The sequence below is a fragment of the Streptomyces sp. NPDC102270 genome, from assembly GCF_044766405.1.
Lineage (GTDB): Bacteria > Actinomycetota > Actinomycetes > Streptomycetales > Streptomycetaceae > Streptomyces.
The window spans coordinates 19627-36040 of sequence record NZ_JBIWLX010000018.1 but is presented as its reverse complement, the minus strand read 5'-3'; the positions used below and the strand labels follow the sequence as shown (position 1 = coordinate 36040).

Below are 16414 nucleotides of genomic sequence, written 5' to 3'. Positions count from 1 at the left end.
GCCAGTGTCCCCGCCGCGCCATGCGCGGCGTGGCTGCCCACCCGCCCGGCAGGGCACCCGCGCGAACGCGCACCCGACGAGGCAACACGCCCGTAGGGCCCACGCACCCACCCTCAGTGCACCCGCACGGGCACGCGCCCGGCGTGGCAGTCCGCCCGCCCTCAGCGCGTTCGGGTGTCCGCGAGGAGCCAGTCCAGGACGGCCGGTAGGGCTCGTAGGGCGGCGAAGTGGGCCGATGTGGGTTCCAGGACGGCCGTGGCGCGGGGGATGCGGTCGGCGAGCCAGGAGGCGTGGGAGGCCGGGGAGAAGACGTCGTCCTTGCCGTGCCACAGCAGCACCGGCACCTTGATCCGCGCCGGGTCGAAACCCCAGGACGCGGTCAGGGCGAGGGCGTCGTCGATCCAGCCGTACGGTGAAGTGCGCAGCGCCTCACGGTAGTTGCGCAGCAGCATCGAGCGGATGGTGTTGTCCGAGACGATCAGCCGGTCGTCGGCGGTGAGGTCCTCGCGCAGCTCCTCCAGCAGGCGCGCGGGATCGCTGCGGATGGCGGCGGAGCGCGGGATGATCCCGGCGGCGAAACGCTCGGGGTCGGTGGCGGCCGTGCTGAGGGCGGCGACGTTGGACGGCGCCATTCCGGCGTACCAGTCCAGGCCCTCGGCGTCGCGCGGTGCCCAGCCCACCATCGCCGCCGCCCTGGTGACCCGGTCGGGCAGCAGCGCGGCGCAGGCCAGGGCGTGCGGGGCTCCGGCGGACCGGCCGGCGACCGCGAACCGGTCCAGTTCGAGGGCGTCGGCGACGTCCGCGACGTCCTGGGCCACGTCCGCCACCCGGCGGCGCGGCATGCGGTCCGAACCGCCGTACCCCGGCCGGTCGTAGCTGATGAGGCGGGCGCCGCGCTGGTGAAGGAACATCGAGCGGGGTTTGGGCCCCACCCGGCTGCCCGGCATGCCGTGCAGGAGGAACACGGGGCGTCCGTGCGGATCCCCCGAGACCTCCACGCGTAACCGTCGTCCGTCCGCCGTGCACACTTGGTCGGGCACCGTCGCGCTCCCCCCACCCGAGGCCTTGACCGGGCCACGCTGCCCGAACCCTGCCCACGCGGGCGTACGGCGAAACGAAATCGCAGGTCAAAGGGGGCTGGGGCCCGGAAGGACCGGCGCACTTCGGCCAGAGCGGTGACCGTGGTGCGCGGGCCGTCAGAAGGCGAACCAGCAGCGGACCGTCGTGCCGTCCGGCCCGGTGTGCACCCGTACCAGGTCGGCGAGGAGGTTGACCATGAGGAGGCCGCGGCCGCCGAACTGGTCCCGGGCGGGCGGCCGGCGTCCGGCCAGCGGGTCGGTGAGGTGTCCCCGGTCGCGGACCTCGCACACCACGTGCCCGTCCTCGGCCCACACCCGCAGCAGACCCGAACCGCCGCCGTGCACCACGCTGTTGGTGGTCAGCTCGGCGACGGCCAGCGCCAGGTCGTCGAGCCGGGGCCGCACGAGCCCGAACCGCTCGGCGGCGTCGGACGCGAAGTGCCGGATCTCGCCGAGCACATCGGAGACGAAGGCGTGGGCGGCCACGTCCGGGGCCGGAGGCAGCGGGGCGTTGTAGCGGGCGTGCACGCCCTCGAAGTCGTACCGTCCGCTCTCCTCCTGGCGGCCGGAGCCGGCGTCGAGGACGACGGGGTGGGTGGCGTAGGCGTCGGCGACGGCCTGCGGGTCCAGGCGCCGGGTGTCGTACGGGCACAGGATGGTGACCGCGCGGCCCTGGAAGGCGGCGTTGATCAGCGCCTCGTGCTGGACGCACGCGGGGTACTCGGTGGCCGAGCGGCCGGCCCAGATCGGTTCGCCGACGATCCGCACCCGGTTGCCGGGCGGCTGGGCGTCGGCGAAGGCGCGCAGCACCCCCGGGATGATCCGGCCGGGGTTGCGCCCGGCCTCGCGCATGTCGAGGAACCGTACGGCCTTCTCGGCGCCGATCTCCGCCTTCAGCAGCCGCAGATTCTCGGTCGGCACGGCCACGGCCACCGGTTCTCCGGCGTCGAGCGCCTCGTGCACGAACGGCACGACCGCGGCCAGGTACTCCCGCTCGTCACGGTAGAAGAGCGCGGGATGCACGAACGGATCCGCAGCTTCGGCCACGGCGTTCACAGCGGCCGCACCGGGTTGCCGCCCGCCCGAAGGCGGCGGCGCCGTGGTGCCTCGTACCCAGTCCTCACGCCGACTCCCCACTGCCGAACCCACTCCGTCCCCTCCGATACGTCTCCCCTCCCGAAACGTCTCGTGTCGATACCTGGTCCAGACCGCGTTTACCCCCGGAGTGCGCCCGTCACGCCCCGGCGGACCGGGTGTACTCCCCGACCGGCCGGGCAGGCGCATCCCAGCATCGCCGGATCCCGCACCGCCACACCCAGGGCCGGGGCCGGGATACGGCGGCGATCGGTGACTCAACGTCGTGACGACTGTGGGGAGCAGCGAGGCGGACATGAGCTCAGCCACACACACATCGCTCGCAGGACGGCTGGACACCCTGGCCATCGACAGCAGCGTGGAGGGGGGCAGGGCGGTGCTCGTCCCCCGCGGTGATCTGATCCACGGCTGTGCGGACACCCTGGCCAGGACCCTGGCCGGGCTGCCGGACGACACCGACCGGGTCGACCTGGACATGACCGGCGTGACCTTCATGGACACGACGGGACTGCACTTCCTGGAGGTCCTCGACACCTACGCCCGCCGCCGTGGCACACGGGTGTCGGCGACCGGCTGGAACGACCAGCCGCGCCGCGTCCTGGAGATGGCCGGTCTGGATCCCGACGATCCGCTGCACGGCCCCGCAACGTGCCGCGAGCCAGTGCCCTCCGCGGTGGTCCTGGAGCGCACCCGGCAACTGGACCGGCTGCGCACGGAGGTCGAGCAGCTCCGGCAGGCGATCCTCACCCGCCCGGTCATCGACCAGGCGCGCGGGGTCCTGATGGCCACCCACGCCTGTTCCCCGGACGAGGCGTGGAACGTCCTGCGGGAGGCGTCACAGCTCTCCAACACCAAGCTGCGCAAGGTCGCCGCGGTGGTCACGGCCGGTGCCGGGGGCGGTGGCCCGCAGCCTCCGCCCGAGCTGCGCGAGGCGCTGCGGAGGGCGATCGACCGCTGTCTGAACTGACCGGCGGCCGGGTCCGGAGCGGCGGGTCCGGAGCGCCGGGTCCGGAGCGGCGTCAGTACGGCAGCAGCCGTCCCGAGGGGGTCCTGCGGTCGATCTCGGGCTGCCGAGTGTCACGGGAGGACGAGGGTTGACGGGTGACGCGAACGCGGATCTGGCGGTTCATGGCGCCCTCCTCGGGCCTGGATTCATGTTCCCCGACACGGACCAGCCTCGTCTGCGAGACCCGCCCGCACATCGTGCCCACGGAGGCACCTGCCCTGCCTCTCCGGGACGACCGCACCGCCTTCCGCTACTCCCGGGGGAGGACAACTACCCCTGAGAACGCCCGATCACGCCTTGTCCGGCAGGAAGCGCAGGAACACCGGGCCGCGCACGAGGCGCACACTGGAGGGACGCGGCGCCCGGAAGCCGGTTCGCGCGAGGGCCTGCCGACGGGGCCCGGGCCGCCAGGGACGCCAGGAGGGGCCATGCGCACAGGCACAGCTCCGGACCGGCCCGCACCCCGAGCGGCACAGGGGCCCGGTGTCCCACGGTGGTTCGCCGCCGTACGACTGCTCGCGGCCGTACGGCAGTTCTCGGCCGTACGACAGTTCTCGGCCGTAGGGGCACGCCTGGGCCCGCTTCTGCGCCCCCGTCGGCGCCCCGCCCCCGTCGGCCCCTCACGCCCCGACCAGTTGCGGGCGCTCGTCGCCGTGCTGGACGAGGCGGTGGCCGCGCAGAGTCCGGCCGACGAGGCGGTGGCCGCGTGCGGCGAGCCGGGCCCGGTGTCCCGGGGGACGGCACGCGACTGCGGGCTGCAGAGCATCACCGTGCACCGGCTGCGCACCCGCCTCCAGGACCTGCGCACCACCGACCCGGACCTGGTGGCGGCACAGGCCCGCGCGGCCCGGCTGCTCGCCTACGACCTGTGGATGCTGCGCGCCTCGATGAACCTGGCCTTCACCGTCCGCCCCGTCGACCGCACCGAGGCGGCCCGCCTGCGCCTCAACGGCCTGGGCCGCCCCGCGGACGACCTGCGGCGACTGCGCGACACCCTGCGCGCGGAGCTCCGGGACGGCCAGGACCCTCTTTCGGCAAACCGGGTCAAGACTTCCCAATGAACGCTTGTGAGTGTGTGGGGCGGCGCCGATCATTGGCCGAATTCCGCCTGTCCCGCTCATCCGCAGGAGCCCCCGGTGACCGCTGGCCCCATCACCTCAGAGCCGGCCGACGCGCCGCCGGCAGCCCGGTCGGAACGCGAGAAGCTGCGCAAGCACTTCGGCCGCTTCGACATCCTGTTCTTCCTGCTGTGCACGATCGTCGGCGTGGACACCATCGGCACGGTGGCCTCCTCCGGCGCGGAGGCGTTCACCTGGCTCATCGTGCTGGCCGTCGTGTTCTTCGTCCCCTCGGCCCTGCTGACCGCCGAACTCGGCGCCGCGTTCCCCGACGAGGGCGGCCCCTACATCTGGACCAGCCGAGCCTTCGGCCGCCTGGCCGGCGCGGTCAACAACTTCCTCTACTGGATCACCAATCCGGTCTGGCTCGGCGGCACCCTCTCCGTCTCCGCCGTCACCGCGTACACGACCTTCTTCCACGGCGGCAAGGACCTGAGCACCCCGGCCTTCTACCTCTTCACCCTCGCCTTCGTGTGGATCGGGGTCCTCGCCGCGATCCTCTCCTTCGACGTCGGCAAGTGGATCCCCACCATCGGCGCGTGGAGCCGCTTCCTCCTGCTCGGCCTGTTCACCGCCACGGTCGTCGTCTACGGCGTCCGACACGGCCTGCACGGCTTCGGACCCGGCGACTTCTCCCCGACGTACGCGGGCTTCGTCGGCCTGGTGCCCGTCCTGATGTTCAACTACGTCGGCTTCGAACTGCCCAGCACGGCGGGCGACGAGATGACCGACGCCCAGAAGGACGTGCCGTACGCCGTCTTCCGCAGCGCCGCCCTCTCCGTACTCCTCTACGCCCTGCCGATCCTCGGCATCCTGCTCGTGCTGCCCGTCAAGGCCATCACCGGTCTCGGCGGCTTCATCGACGCCATCCGCCAGGTCTTCACGGTCTACGGCGGCCATGTCGCCGGCGACGGCACCGCCACCCTCAGCGGCGCCGGGAGCGCGCTCGGGGACCTGGCCGCGATCCTCTTCATCCTCACGGTGCTCTCCTCGGGCGTGACCTGGGTGATGGGCTCCGATCGCGCCCTCGCCGTCTCCGGCTACGACGGCGCGGCCCCCCGCTTCCTGGGGGTCATTTCCAGCCGCTTCGGCACCCCGGTCCGCGTCAACATCCTCAGCGGTCTGGTCTCCACGGCCGTGCTGGTCCTGGCCCACGAACTCACCTCGGGCAGCGCGGCGAAGCTCTTCGGCGCGGTCCTGGGCCTGGCGATCTCCACCACCCTGGTCAGCTACCTGGGCATCTTCCCGGCGCTCGCGGTACTGCGGTACAAGGCCCCGGGCGTGCCCCGCCCGTACAAGGCACCCGCGCCCCTCGCCATCAGCGTGGTCCTGACCGCACTCGTTCTCTTCGCGAGCGTGCAGCTGGTCGCCCCGGGCCTCGGCGACCACTGGTTCGGCCAGGGTTACGCGCCGGACGGCTGGCACCACCACGAGCGGGTGAAGTACCTCCTCACCGAGACACTTCCGCTGCTCGGATTCATGCTCCTCGGCGTCCTGTTCTGGGCGCTGGGCAGGCCGACGCGCAGGGCGGCGACGGACGCGTAGCCGCCTGTTCCGTACCGGCTGTCAGTGCGGGTCCAGGCGGGCGGCCAGGTCGTGGACGGCGGCGCTGGTGAGGTCTCCGCTGTAGGCTCCGGCGATCTCGACACGACCGCCGGTGATCGAGCGGTTCACGTAGGGCATGCCCCACAGCTTGCCGTCGACGACGATGGCGAATCCGTTGCGCGGGGCCGGGGCCGGGGCGATGGAGCCGGTGAGGGCGGCGAAACGGGTCCGGTCGGTGGAGTCGAGGGTCACCAAGACCCGCCAGGTGCCGTCGACGCTGCTCTTGAAGGCCTTCGCGGAGGTGACCTGAATATCCGTCATGCCCCTGTCCCGGTCGGCCCGGACGCAGAGCTTCGGGTGGGTCGCGCTCGCTTGCACGGTGTAGCCACCGCTGCCCTGCTTGCATGCCTGGTCGGTGCGCGAGGTGATCGGCAGGAGGGAGAGCAGGGCCGCCTTCCCGGTGTTCCCGGTGCTGTCGCCTGCCGCGGGCCGGATCACGTTCGCGCGCGGGGGCGCGTCGTCCGCGACGGCCACCCAGGCGGTGGCCACCGCCGCGGCGGCGACGATGCCGACCCCGGCGCGGGCCAGCCGCTGACGGCGCCGGGCGATCCGCAGCGCGCCGTCGGCGAGGCCGGCCAGTTGGGCACCGGCGTCAGCGCCGTTCTCCCGGACATGGGCGTGCAGGGCGTCGTGCAGCGGGTGTTCGGTCGAGTCGTTCATGCGACGAAGCCCCTTCCGGAGGCGGTGGAGGAGGAGGCGGCCGACGGCCCCGCCTCGGCCAGGGCGGCACGGAGAGAGGCGAGGGCCTTATGGGTCTGGCTGCGGACCGTCCCCTGGGCGACCCCCAGAATCGTGGCGATCTCCGCGTCCGGCCGGTCCTCGAAGTAGCGCAGCACGACCACCGCGCGCTGGCGCTTGGGCAGCCGCCGCAGCGCGGCCATGATGTCCTGCCGCTGGACCACGGTCTCGGCCCAGTCGGTGCCCTGCGCGGACGGCCGGTCCGGGACGGTGTCGGTGACCGTCTCCCGTCCCCAGCTGAGCAGCCGGAAGCGGTCCACCTGGGCGTGGTAGAGCGCCCGGCGCACATAGATCTCCGGCTGCTCCCGGTCGCGCAGCTTCGACCAGCGCCGAGCGGTGGCGGCAAGCGCGGTCTGGAGCAGATCCCGGCCCTGTTCCCAGTCCCCGGTGAGCAGGTAGGCCGTGTGCAGCAGCGATCTCGACCGCGCCGCCACGAACTCGCGGAACTGGCGTTCCTCGTCGGCGTTCAATGCGCCCTCCCTCGTTCCCCCGTAGAGACGGGTACGGAGGGAGGTTCGACTGCCTTCACCGTCCAACTTTTTCGACCCCCGTCCGGTCCGGACGACAGGGACCCGTGGGACGGGGTTGTGCACAACGTTTTGGATCCTTAGCGTCCGGTTCGGACGGAAGGATCCGCATGATGCGCCGACTGATCGTGACGTCCTGTTCGGTGCTTGTCGTGCCCGAGCAGGGCCCCTCCCGGGTGGAGACCGAGCAGGACATCCTGGTGGAGGACGGGGTGATCGCCTGGCTGGGTCCGGCGGGCTCCGGGCCGGACGCGACCGGGGCCGAGAGCGTGGACGGCACGGGACTGATCGCCGTGCCCGGGCTGGTGAACGCCCACACGCACGGGCCGATGACGCTGATGCGCGGCGCCGCCGAGGACGTGAGTGTCGAGGCCTGGTTCAACGAGCGGGTGTGGCCCTCCGACGACAACTTCGCCGCCCGCCAGGTGACCCAGTTCATCGCCTTCGCGCTGCGCGGCCGACCCTGAGAACGGGGCGCATGGCCGACCCGGCGGCGTCACCCGTCCCGGAGTCCTCCTTCACCGGCCGGTCACCGGCCGAGGGACACGCTCCGGCCGACGCTGAGCACCATGCCGGGTTTCAGCTTCGCGTACAGCCACTTGGCGTCGGCCGTCCGCAGCCCGATCCAGCCCTGCGTGACATCGCTCGTGCCGGGTGCCTTCTCGTTCCAGGTGAGAGCGACGACGTAGTTCGTACGCCCGTCGGCCGTGCGCAGTTCGACGACCCACGGCAGCGTGATCTCGTATCCGTCCCCTTTTCCGAGGCCGAGCGCCGCGCTGTCCATGGTCTTCGTGGGGAACTTGGCGGTCACGGTCATCAACCCGGTCGGCGTGGGGTGTCGGGCGGTGCCCGACGAGACGGCGAGCTCGCGGCCGGCGATGGTCAGCAGCCGCCGGGAGAGGTCGACCGTGGCGGCGGGCCGCGGCGAGGGCGTGTCCGAAGCCGCCGTGGCCGGACGCTGCTCGGTGCCGCCACCGAGGCCGGTGGTGAAGGCGAGGACGACCGCTGCCCCGGCGGCGGCGACGGCGGTTCCGGCGAAGGCCCCGTGCCGTCGACGCCTGCGCCGGGCCGCCCGGCGGCGGATCTCGGTGCCGGAGACCTGCGGGGGCGTCTGATGGGCGTCGGCGACGTCCCGCAGCGCGGTGGTGAGGTCGCGGTCATCGGACACGGCCGTCCTCCTTCTCCCCCAGGTGCCCGGCGAGCGCCGCCCGGCCGCGCGCCAGCCGGGCCTTGACCGTCCCGACGGGGGCGCCGGTCTCGGAGGCTACCTGCTCGACGCTCAGGTCGCACAGGTGGTGCAGCACGATCGCGATCCGCTGCGCGTCGGGCAGCTGCCGCAACGCCTCGACCAGCGCGGCGTGTTCCGGCCCGGGCCCGGGCATGTGCGCCTCCGGCGGGGTACGCCGTACGAGCTCCAGCCAGCGCCGCGCCCGACGCCAGCGGCTCACGGCCAGCCGGGTGGCCACCGTACGGATCCACGCCTCCGGCGCCTGGTCGGCGAGGAAGTCGCCACGCCGGTCCCAGGCGCGTACGAACGCCTCCTGCACGACGTCCTGCGCCTCGCCGTGGTCACCGGTCATGGCGAACAACTGGCCCACGAGCCGCGGGAACGCCGACGCGTAGAACACGTCGAACTCGTCCTCCGTCATGTCCCGCAGCCCCCGAAAGATTCCCGCCGTCGCATGCAACCCGACCTGACCCGCCGTGCGTACAGGTCGCGTACATCGAAGCACAACGAGGGGGAGACCCGATGACCACGGGGACCACAGGGATCACAGGGGCCAGGATTCGTCGCGCGGCCCGGGCCTGGACGGCTGCGGCCGTCTGCGCGCTCGCGCTCGCGGCCTGCGCGAAACCGGTGGCGGGCGCGAGCCCGGCGCCGGCCACCTCCACACCGGCGCCACCGCCCACCCGTACGGCCACGCCGACACCCGCACCGGAGCCCGCGGCTCTCAAGGACATGCACGTCAACATGGCCGACGGCCGGACGGTCGGCGTCGGCATGCCGATATCGCTCACCTTCGACCACCCCGTCCCGAGCGCCGAACGGGCCGCCGTGGAACGGTCCTTGACCGTGACCACCGCACCGCGGGTCACGGGTGCCTGGAGCTGGATCAAGGACCGCAACCTCCTGGACGGCCAGCGCCTCGACTACCGCCCCCGCGCCCTCTGGGCCCCCGGTACCGCCGTCACCCTCCGAGCGGGCTCAGCCGCTGCCCGCCACTTCACGATCGGCCGTTCACTGGTCGCCACCGTCGACGTCGCCGCCCACACCATGACCGTGGTCAAGGACGGCGTCACCCGCCGCGTCCCCGTCACCGCCGGCGCCCCGGGAATGGACACCTGGAACGGCACCATGGTCGTCGCCGACAAACAGCGCCGCGTCTTCATGGACTCACGCACCGTCGGCTACGGCGACGCCTACCAGGGCTACTACGGCTACGCCGTCCACCTCACCACCTCCGGCACCTACCTCCACGAGAACCCCAAGGCCGACCGCTACGCCGGCCGCCAGAACGTCACCCACGGCTGCGTCGGCCTCGCCACCGACGGCACCGCCCGGCGGTTCTTCGACGAGGTCATCCCCGGGGACATCGTCCGCGTCGTCCACTCCAAGGACACCGTCGCCCCCGGCAACGGCTACGGCGACTGGAACATCCCCTGGGACCAGTGGCTCGCGGGCAGTTCGTCGCGCCAGTCCTGAAACCGGGAGCCGGACGGACCCGGCGAACCCACCAACCACGTGAACGACACGATCGAGGTCCCGCTGCCCGCGGACACGACCTTCCTGAACAGCGACGACGCGCCCCTGGTCTCGTACTGGAGCTTCAGCCGCAAGACCGCCGAGAACACCATGTTCCGAGCCGCCGGCGGCACCTGACCATCGGCCGAGGCGATACGGAGCCGCCCGAGCACCGAAGCGCCGCCGGCCTCGCCCTGGGGCGAAGCGCGGCGGCGCCTGCGGTTCGGATCGGAGCCGGCGTCAGCTCCTGGTCCACTGCTGGTTGGTGCCGCCGTTGCAGAACCAGACGTCGACCGATGTGCCGTTGCCGGTGCCCGCTCCGGACGCGTCGAGGCAGAGCGCCGGGTTGGCGACACTGGTCACGGAGAGGTCCGCGTTCACGTTCCACTGCTGAGCCGCCGCGCCGGTGCAGTCGGTGATGACCACGGGGTCTCCCGCCGTGGTTCCGGTGCCTCCCACCGTCATGCACTTGTTGCCGTAGGCGGTGAGCTGCTTGTCCGCGTTCCAGTTCCAGGTCTGGTTGCCGCCGGCGTTGCAGTCCCAGAGGTCGAGCTGGGTGCCGTTGGTCGTGCTGAAGCCGGGTACGTCGACGCAGCGGCCGGAGGCCACTCCGCGCAGGACCTCACCGGGAGGCGCGGGCGGCAGGTCGTTGACGGGCGGGGTCTTGCCGAAGCCGTAGCCCCAGCGCAGCAGCGCGACGCCGGTGGCGCTGTTGTCCACCAGGTTGCCGTCGGCGTCCAGCGACTCGATCGAGTAGGAGTCGCCGAAGCGGAGGCCCGGCCAGTACACGAGCCCCATCGCCTTGCTGCGGGCGGTGTTGGCCACGGAAGCGAGGTACGAGGTGTAGATGTTGCCGTTCCAGGCGCCGTAGTTCAGGCCGATGGTCATCGGGGAGCCGGCCTCGTCGATGATGGTCCGGCCGGTGTACTTGCCGAGGCGGGCCTCGAGGTCGGCGGTCCAGTCCGACTGCTTGGTGTAGCTGTTCCAGAAGCCGTAGAAGTGCAGCGACAGCAAAGTTCCGCGCAGTGCGGGTGCCGCGCCGACGCCGGTGACGTTGTCGTTGTAGCCGGTACCGCTGATCACGACACGGCCGCGCGGGACGTCCTTGTGCCGGGCCAGCCAGCCGCTGGTGACGGACACCCACTGGTCCAGGGTGTAGCCGTGCGGCTCGTTCATGGGCTCGAAGTAGACCCGCGGGTTGTGCTTGTACTCCCGCACCACGGTGTTCCACATCTTCGTCCAGGCGGCCGTGTCGTCGACCAGGCCGTCCTTGCTGGTGTCGGCCTCCCAGTAGCTGACGATGACCTTGTCACCGCTTGCCGTGGCCGCGTCGATCGTCGCCCGGTACGACGTCCACCAAGTGGTGCCCACGGACGCCGGGTTGATCGGCAGTCGCAGCGTGTTGGCGCCCAGGTTCTTCTTGAAGCCGCGCACCATCTTGTTCGTGGTGCGGTACACGGTGCGGTAGCTGTCGGTCACCGACAGCCCGCTTGGCACCACCGCGTCACTGGCGTAGTTGTCGCGCGGGTCCGCCCAGTTCACGCCGCGGAAGTCACTGGTACCGCCCTTCGGCGCGGGCTTCCCCGACACGTGAGAGGCGGGCGAGGCGGCCTGCGTCTCGGGGGCCTGCTGGGCGAGGGCGGGGCCGGGGGCGGTCAGCACCATGAGGGTCGCGCCGAAGCCGGCCATGAGCACACTGGCCAGTCGTCTCGACCTCGTCGGGGTCTTGGTCATGTCGTTCTCCAGTGACGGGAAGCGCGGAGGGCGGAGTGCGGGTTCGTCACCTGAGCCGCGTCAGTGAGGAACCAGGGCCCGGATACAGACACTCGGACCCGCGTAAACCGGCCATGGTTACGTAACCATGGCCGGACACTGACACGGTGCCGACCCCGGTGACAAGAGATGTGACGCTTCCGAAATGCCACGGACTTCTTGATCCAGGGGTGCGGCGGTGGCCTGGGCTCGCTGGTCGGCTGGATCGGCAACGGCTCCGCCAACACCCTGACGTTCAGGAACGTCAACGCCTCGACGTCCGGCGTGAAGCTCGCCACCATCGCCTACGTCAACGGCGACAGCACCGCCCGTACGGCGACGCTCCAGGTCAACGGCGAGCAGCCCACGGTGGTCTCTTTCCCGCCGACCGGCTCCTGGACCACTCCCGGCACCGTCTCCGTGCAGGTCGGTATGGCCAAGGGCGCCAACACCATGAAGTTCTCCAACAGCGGCGGCTGGTCGCCCAACCTCGACGCCGTCCTCCTTCAGGGCATCACGGGCACCAACGGCAACGAGATCGTCGGAGCCGGCTCCGGCCGGTGCCTCGACCTCGCCAAGAACTCGATCACCAACGGCACCCGGGCCGCCCTCTGGGACTGCGTCGGCGGACACAACCAGACCTTCACGTCCACGTCGCGCGGCGAACTCGTGGTCTACGGCAGCAAGTGCCTCGACGCCGACAACAGCGGCACCACCAACGGCACGAAGGTCATCATCTGGGACTGCACCGGCGGCACCGACCAGAAGTGGACCGTCAACTCCAACGGCACCATCACCAACAACCAGTCCGGGCTCTGCCTCGACGCCGCCGGCAGCGGCACCGTCAACGGGACGAAGATCGACCTGTGACGTGCAACAGCGGGAGCAACCAGCAGTGGACGCTCAACTGACCAACTGACGCACCGTCCGATCCCGATCGGCGGACGGACCGGATTCGCCGGCCCGTCCGCCGACGCATGCCGGCCGACCACGAGGCTCCGCCTCGCGAGCAAGACACCGACGCCACCCGCGACCCCTCTGGCGCAACCCGCGACAGCAAATACTTGGCCAGCCACATGTTTGCTGTTACCTTAGTTATGTGTCCAGCCACCTAAATGCGTGGCGACACGAGAGGAGTCGTCATGAAGGCCATCCTGTTCGACCGTTTCGGAGGCACGGACGTACTGCACGAGGCGGACATCGAGGTCCCGCAGCCCGGCCCCGGGCAGATCCGCGTCCGCGTCAGGGCGGCCGGGCTGAACGCGCTGGACGGCAAGATCCGCTCCGGTGCGATGGAGGCCGCGTTCCCCACCCCGCTCCCCGCCGTCCCCGGTGCCGAACTCGCCGGCGTGGTGGACGCCCTGGGTGAGGGCGTGCGGGACGTGCAGGTCGGTGACGAGGTCCTGGGCTGGTCGGACACCGGCTCGTACGCCGAGTACGCGCTGGCCACCACCGTGGCCCCCAAGCCCGCCGGCCTCGACTGGCAGCACGCCGTAGCGCTGCCGGTGGCGGGCGAGACGGCCGAGCGGGTGCTGAACCTGCTCGGCGTCACCGCCGGGGAGACCGTGCTGATGCACGGCGCGGCCGGCGCGGTCGGAACCCTGGCGGTACAGCTCGCCACGGCCCGCGGAGCGCGCGTCATCGCCACCGCGGGACCCGACAACCAGGACTACCTCACCTCGCTCGGCGCCACCGCGACCCGCTACGGCGAGGGTCTGGTCGAGCGGGTCCGGGCACTCGCGCCCGAGGGCGTGGACGCGGTGTTCGACCTGGCCGGGAAGGGAGCCCTGGAGGACTCCATCGCCCTGCGCGGCGGCACCGAGCGCATCGTCACCATCGCCGACTTCCGCGCGCACCAGCTCGGCATCACCTTCTCCACCGGTGGCCAGGAACGCTCGGCCGTCCGCCTGGCCGCCCTGGCCCAGGACGCCGCGACCGGCAAGGTCGTCACCTCCGTCACCGCCTACCCGCTCGCCGAGGCGGCCACGGCCCAGCAGGTCAGCGACGCCGGCCACGGCCGCGGCAAGCTCGTCCTCACCGTCGACTGATCACACCCGACACCACATCCGACACCACATCCGACAGCACACCCGCCACCACACCGACCACCCTCACCACCCCCGAGGACCATTCATGCTGAACGCCCTGTGGACACCGACCACCGTCGGCGGCATCTCCCTCTCGCACCGCCTGGTCATGGCCCCCATGACCCGTGACCGCTCCACACCCGAAGGTGTCCCCACCGAGCTCAACGCCGAGTACTACGCCCAGCGGGCCTCGCACGCGCTCATCATCACCGAGGGAACCCAGCCCAACGCCGACGGCCAGGGCTACCTCCTGACCCCCGGCATCCACAACGACGAGCAGATGGCCGGCTGGCGCAAGGTCACCGACGCCGTGCACGCGGCGGACGGCCGGATCGTCATCCAGCTGATGCACACCGGCCGTATCTCCCACCCCGACAACACCCCTCACGGCCGTCAGCCGGTCGCCCCTTCAGCGGTCCAGCCGCAGGGCGCGATGTTCACCGCGTCCGGGCCCCAGGAGATGCCGACACCCCGTGCCCTGTCGACGCAGGAGGTCGAGTCGACCGTCGACGACTTCCGCCGCGCCGCAGCGGCCGCCGTCGCGGCGGGCGCCGACGGTGTGGAGATCCACGGCGCCAACGGCTACCTGGTGCACCAGTTCCTCGCCGACAACACCAACCAGCGCACCGACCGGTACGGCGGCTCCCTCGACAACCGCATCCGCTTCGCCGTAGAGGTCGCCGCCGCCGTGGCCGACGAGATCGGCGCCGACCGCACCGGCCTGCGCATCTCCCCCGGCAACCCCTACAACGACATCACCGAGTCCGACACCGCTGAGCTGTACCCGGCACTCCTGCGCGCCCTCAGCCCGCTCGGCCTCGCCTACCTCCACGTCCTCCACTCCGGCGACGAGGAGCTGCTGGGCACCCTGCGCACCCTCTGGCCCACCACGCTGATCCTCAACCGGGCAGGCACCGACCTGCCCACCCGCGCCAAGGACATCGACCACGGAAGGGCCGACCTCGTCTCCGTCGGCGCCCTCGCGCTCGCCAACCCCGACCTGGTCGAGCGGCTACGCTCTGACGCGCCGCTGAACACCCCCGATCCGTCGACCTTCTACGGCGGCGGAGTGGCCGGCTACACCGACTACCCCACCCACACCGTCTGAGGAACCAACCATGGCCGCCCCGACACCACGCACTCCCACGACGGCCGGCGAGGGGCCGATGAGCTACGCGATCTTCCAGCTCGCCCGCGCCCACCGCGCCCTCGCCGCCGCCATGCTCCGCGAGATGGACCTGCATCCCGGACAGGAACTGCTGCTGATGCACCTTCTGGACAGGGACGGCCAGACCCAGTCCGAGCTTCTCGAAAGCCTCGAGGTGGACCACTCCACCATCTCCAAGTCCCTGCGCCGCATGCAGGAGGCCGGTCTGGTCGTCCGCGAGCCGGCCGTACACGACCGGCGCGTCATGGTCGTCCACCTCACCGACAAGGGCCGTTCCATGCGCGAGCCCCTGGCAGCCATGTGGCGGGCCCTGGAGGAGACCTCCGCGCAGAACCTGTCGCCACAACAGGCAGAGGCCTTCGTCCGCACCGCCTACGTCATCGCCGACGCGATCAACAGCCGCGGCCTTAACGGGCAAGAGCGGGGACAGTCCAAGTAACTCCCGCGCTCAGCAACGGATCCCGGGCGCCCATTGGGGGACAGGGCAACACGCCGCGGGACCGGTGAGCCATGCCCGAATCCCCGAATCTCCCCACCACTGACCTGATGGAAAGTGAGACCCCCATGACCTCCCCCCGCCCTTCCCCCCTCCCCGTCCTCGTCGTCGGCGCGACCGGCTCCCTCGGCGGCAAGGTCGTCGACGAACTCCTGGTGCGCGGCAAGAACGTCCGCGCCCTGGTCCGGCCGACCACCGACGCGAGCAGGCTCGAAAAGCGGGGTGTCGAGATCGCCCGCGGCGACATGCTCGACCTCGACTCGCTCGTCGCCGCCATGAACGGCGCCGACGCCGTCATCACCACCGCCGCCGGCTACACCCGCGGCGGCAAGAACGCGCACGACATCGACACCGTCGGCAACGCCAACCTCGCCGAGGCCGCCCACCGCTCCGGCATCCGGCGGTTCGTCCTGACCAGCATCCTCACCAGCGACCAGACGCCCCAGGTCCCGCACTTCTGGCACAAGAAGCTCGCCGAGGACAGACTCGAACAGCTCGGCGTCCCGTTCGTCGCACTGCGGCCGGGAGCGTTCCTCGACCAGATCGCGACCATGGCGGGCGACCCGATCGACAAGGGCCGCCTGACATGGATCGGCAAGGCCACCGTCCCGCTGACCTTCGTCCACACCTCCGAGCTCGCGGCATACCTGGCCGCCGCCGTCGACGCCGAGGCCACCGACGGTGAGCGCGTCGACATCGGCTGGGACCGTCCGGTCAGCATGCGCGAGATGGCCGACCTGATGGGCAGACGGGCCGGAAAGAAGATCAAGGTGTGGGCCGTCCCCTCCGTCGTCGCCCGTGCCGCGGGTGCCGTCGCCGGCCGCTTCCTGCCCCTCGTCAAGGACATGGCCGCGATGTTCAGCTGGTTCGACACCGGCCGCTACGTCGCCGACACCCGCCGCCAGCAGCAGCTGTTCGGACCCGTACCCACGGCCGAGGACACCCTCGCCCGGTACACCGACGAGCTGGGCACGGCACGGCACCGGTGACGGGCCCGCAC

At 71.5% G+C, this 16414-nt stretch carries 18 protein-coding genes; 11 read left to right on the top strand and 7 right to left on the bottom strand.

The features are described 5' to 3' along the window. Nucleotides 1-161 precede the first annotated feature (161 nt). Together ACIRP7_RS33340 and ACIRP7_RS33335 are read right to left on the bottom strand one after the other, a co-directional pair. Nucleotides 162-1040, bottom strand: a complete 879-nt coding sequence (locus tag ACIRP7_RS33340) for an alpha/beta fold hydrolase (protein ID WP_403666915.1) — start codon at nucleotides 1038-1040, stop codon at nucleotides 162-164. A 156-nt stretch (nucleotides 1041-1196) separates the two neighbouring features. After that, nucleotides 1197-2126: an anti-sigma factor RsbA family regulatory protein gene (locus tag ACIRP7_RS33335; RefSeq protein WP_403666912.1), complete on the bottom strand. Its 930-nt coding sequence runs from the start codon at nucleotides 2124-2126 to the stop codon at nucleotides 1197-1199. Between the two features lie 343 nt (nucleotides 2127-2469). Here ACIRP7_RS33335 and ACIRP7_RS33330 point away from each other — a divergent pair, with 343 nt between their 5' ends. From ACIRP7_RS33330 to ACIRP7_RS33320, 3 genes are all read left to right on the top strand, one after another. After that, nucleotides 2470-3141: an ANTAR domain-containing protein gene (locus ACIRP7_RS33330; RefSeq protein WP_403666910.1), complete on the top strand. Its 672-nt coding sequence runs from the start codon at nucleotides 2470-2472 to the stop codon at nucleotides 3139-3141. 467 nt (nucleotides 3142-3608) lie between these two features. Next, the gene (locus ACIRP7_RS33325; RefSeq protein ID WP_403666907.1) at nucleotides 3609-4241 is read left to right on the top strand and encodes a hypothetical protein; all 633 of its coding nucleotides are present in this window, start codon (nucleotides 3609-3611) and stop codon (nucleotides 4239-4241) included. 75 nt (nucleotides 4242-4316) lie between these two features. Beyond that, nucleotides 4317-5843: an APC family permease gene (locus ACIRP7_RS33320; RefSeq protein ID WP_403666905.1), complete on the top strand. Its 1527-nt coding sequence runs from the start codon at nucleotides 4317-4319 to the stop codon at nucleotides 5841-5843. A gap of 21 nt (nucleotides 5844-5864) precedes the next feature. On the opposite strand, the gene ACIRP7_RS33315 is transcribed toward ACIRP7_RS33320, so the two are convergent. Together ACIRP7_RS33315 and ACIRP7_RS33310 are read right to left on the bottom strand one after the other, a co-directional pair. After that, nucleotides 5865-6563 (bottom strand): SecDF P1 head subdomain-containing protein, encoded by a 699-nt coding sequence (locus ACIRP7_RS33315; protein WP_403666902.1) that lies wholly within the window; start codon nucleotides 6561-6563, stop codon nucleotides 5865-5867. Further along, entirely contained in the window at nucleotides 6560-7111 is a 552-nt protein-coding gene (locus ACIRP7_RS33310) for a SigE family RNA polymerase sigma factor (RefSeq protein ID WP_403666899.1), read from the bottom strand. Before ACIRP7_RS33310 ends, ACIRP7_RS33315 begins: the two co-directional genes overlap by 4 nt. Nucleotides 7112-7278: 167 nt before the next feature. On the opposite strand from ACIRP7_RS33310, the gene ACIRP7_RS33305 reads away from it, so the two are divergent. Then, nucleotides 7279-7635: an amidohydrolase family protein gene (locus ACIRP7_RS33305; protein ID WP_403666897.1), complete on the top strand. Its 357-nt coding sequence runs from the start codon at nucleotides 7279-7281 to the stop codon at nucleotides 7633-7635. Between the two features lie 62 nt (nucleotides 7636-7697). Here the strand turns inward: ACIRP7_RS33305 and ACIRP7_RS33300 are convergent, their stop codons facing one another. Together ACIRP7_RS33300 and ACIRP7_RS33295 are read right to left on the bottom strand one after the other, a co-directional pair. Then, nucleotides 7698-8336 carry a L,D-transpeptidase gene (locus ACIRP7_RS33300; protein WP_403666894.1) on the bottom strand — a complete coding sequence of 213 codons (639 nt, stop codon included), beginning with the start codon at nucleotides 8334-8336 and terminating at the stop codon, nucleotides 7698-7700. Next, nucleotides 8326-8817: a SigE family RNA polymerase sigma factor gene (locus tag ACIRP7_RS33295; RefSeq protein WP_403666892.1), complete on the bottom strand. Its 492-nt coding sequence runs from the start codon at nucleotides 8815-8817 to the stop codon at nucleotides 8326-8328. Before ACIRP7_RS33295 ends, ACIRP7_RS33300 begins: the two co-directional genes overlap by 11 nt. Nucleotides 8818-8918: 101 nt before the next feature. Here ACIRP7_RS33295 and ACIRP7_RS33290 point away from each other — a divergent pair, with 101 nt between their 5' ends. Together ACIRP7_RS33290 and ACIRP7_RS33285 are read left to right on the top strand one after the other, a co-directional pair. Beyond that, nucleotides 8919-9872: a L,D-transpeptidase gene (locus ACIRP7_RS33290; protein WP_403666889.1), complete on the top strand. Its 954-nt coding sequence runs from the start codon at nucleotides 8919-8921 to the stop codon at nucleotides 9870-9872. Nucleotides 9873-9911: 39 nt separating this feature from the next. After that, nucleotides 9912-10049 (top strand): hypothetical protein, encoded by a 138-nt coding sequence (locus tag ACIRP7_RS33285; RefSeq protein WP_403666886.1) that lies wholly within the window; start codon nucleotides 9912-9914, stop codon nucleotides 10047-10049. A 102-nt stretch (nucleotides 10050-10151) separates the two neighbouring features. On the opposite strand, the gene ACIRP7_RS33280 is transcribed toward ACIRP7_RS33285, so the two are convergent. Further along, nucleotides 10152-11645 carry a ricin-type beta-trefoil lectin domain protein gene (locus tag ACIRP7_RS33280; protein WP_403666883.1) on the bottom strand — a complete coding sequence of 498 codons (1494 nt, stop codon included), beginning with the start codon at nucleotides 11643-11645 and terminating at the stop codon, nucleotides 10152-10154. A gap of 198 nt (nucleotides 11646-11843) precedes the next feature. On the opposite strand from ACIRP7_RS33280, the gene ACIRP7_RS33275 reads away from it, so the two are divergent. The 5 genes from ACIRP7_RS33275 to ACIRP7_RS33255 all read left to right on the top strand — a co-directional run bounded on the left by ACIRP7_RS33275 (nucleotide 11844) and on the right by ACIRP7_RS33255 (nucleotide 16403). Continuing rightward, entirely contained in the window at nucleotides 11844-12533 is a 690-nt protein-coding gene (locus ACIRP7_RS33275) for a ricin-type beta-trefoil lectin domain protein (protein ID WP_403666881.1), read from the top strand. Nucleotides 12534-12805: 272 nt separating this feature from the next. After that, entirely contained in the window at nucleotides 12806-13711 is a 906-nt protein-coding gene (locus ACIRP7_RS33270) for an NADP-dependent oxidoreductase (RefSeq protein WP_403666879.1), read from the top strand. A gap of 85 nt (nucleotides 13712-13796) precedes the next feature. Next, nucleotides 13797-14858 (top strand): alkene reductase, encoded by a 1062-nt coding sequence (locus ACIRP7_RS33265; protein WP_403666876.1) that lies wholly within the window; start codon nucleotides 13797-13799, stop codon nucleotides 14856-14858. A gap of 10 nt (nucleotides 14859-14868) precedes the next feature. Further along, on the top strand, nucleotides 14869-15357 hold the full coding sequence (locus ACIRP7_RS33260) for a MarR family winged helix-turn-helix transcriptional regulator (RefSeq protein ID WP_403666873.1): 489 nt from the start codon (nucleotides 14869-14871) through the stop codon (nucleotides 15355-15357). 125 nt (nucleotides 15358-15482) lie between these two features. After that, complete coding sequence (locus ACIRP7_RS33255; RefSeq protein ID WP_403666870.1) at nucleotides 15483-16403, top strand: SDR family oxidoreductase; 921 nt, start codon at nucleotides 15483-15485, stop codon at nucleotides 16401-16403. Nucleotides 16404-16414: the final 11 nt, after the last annotated feature.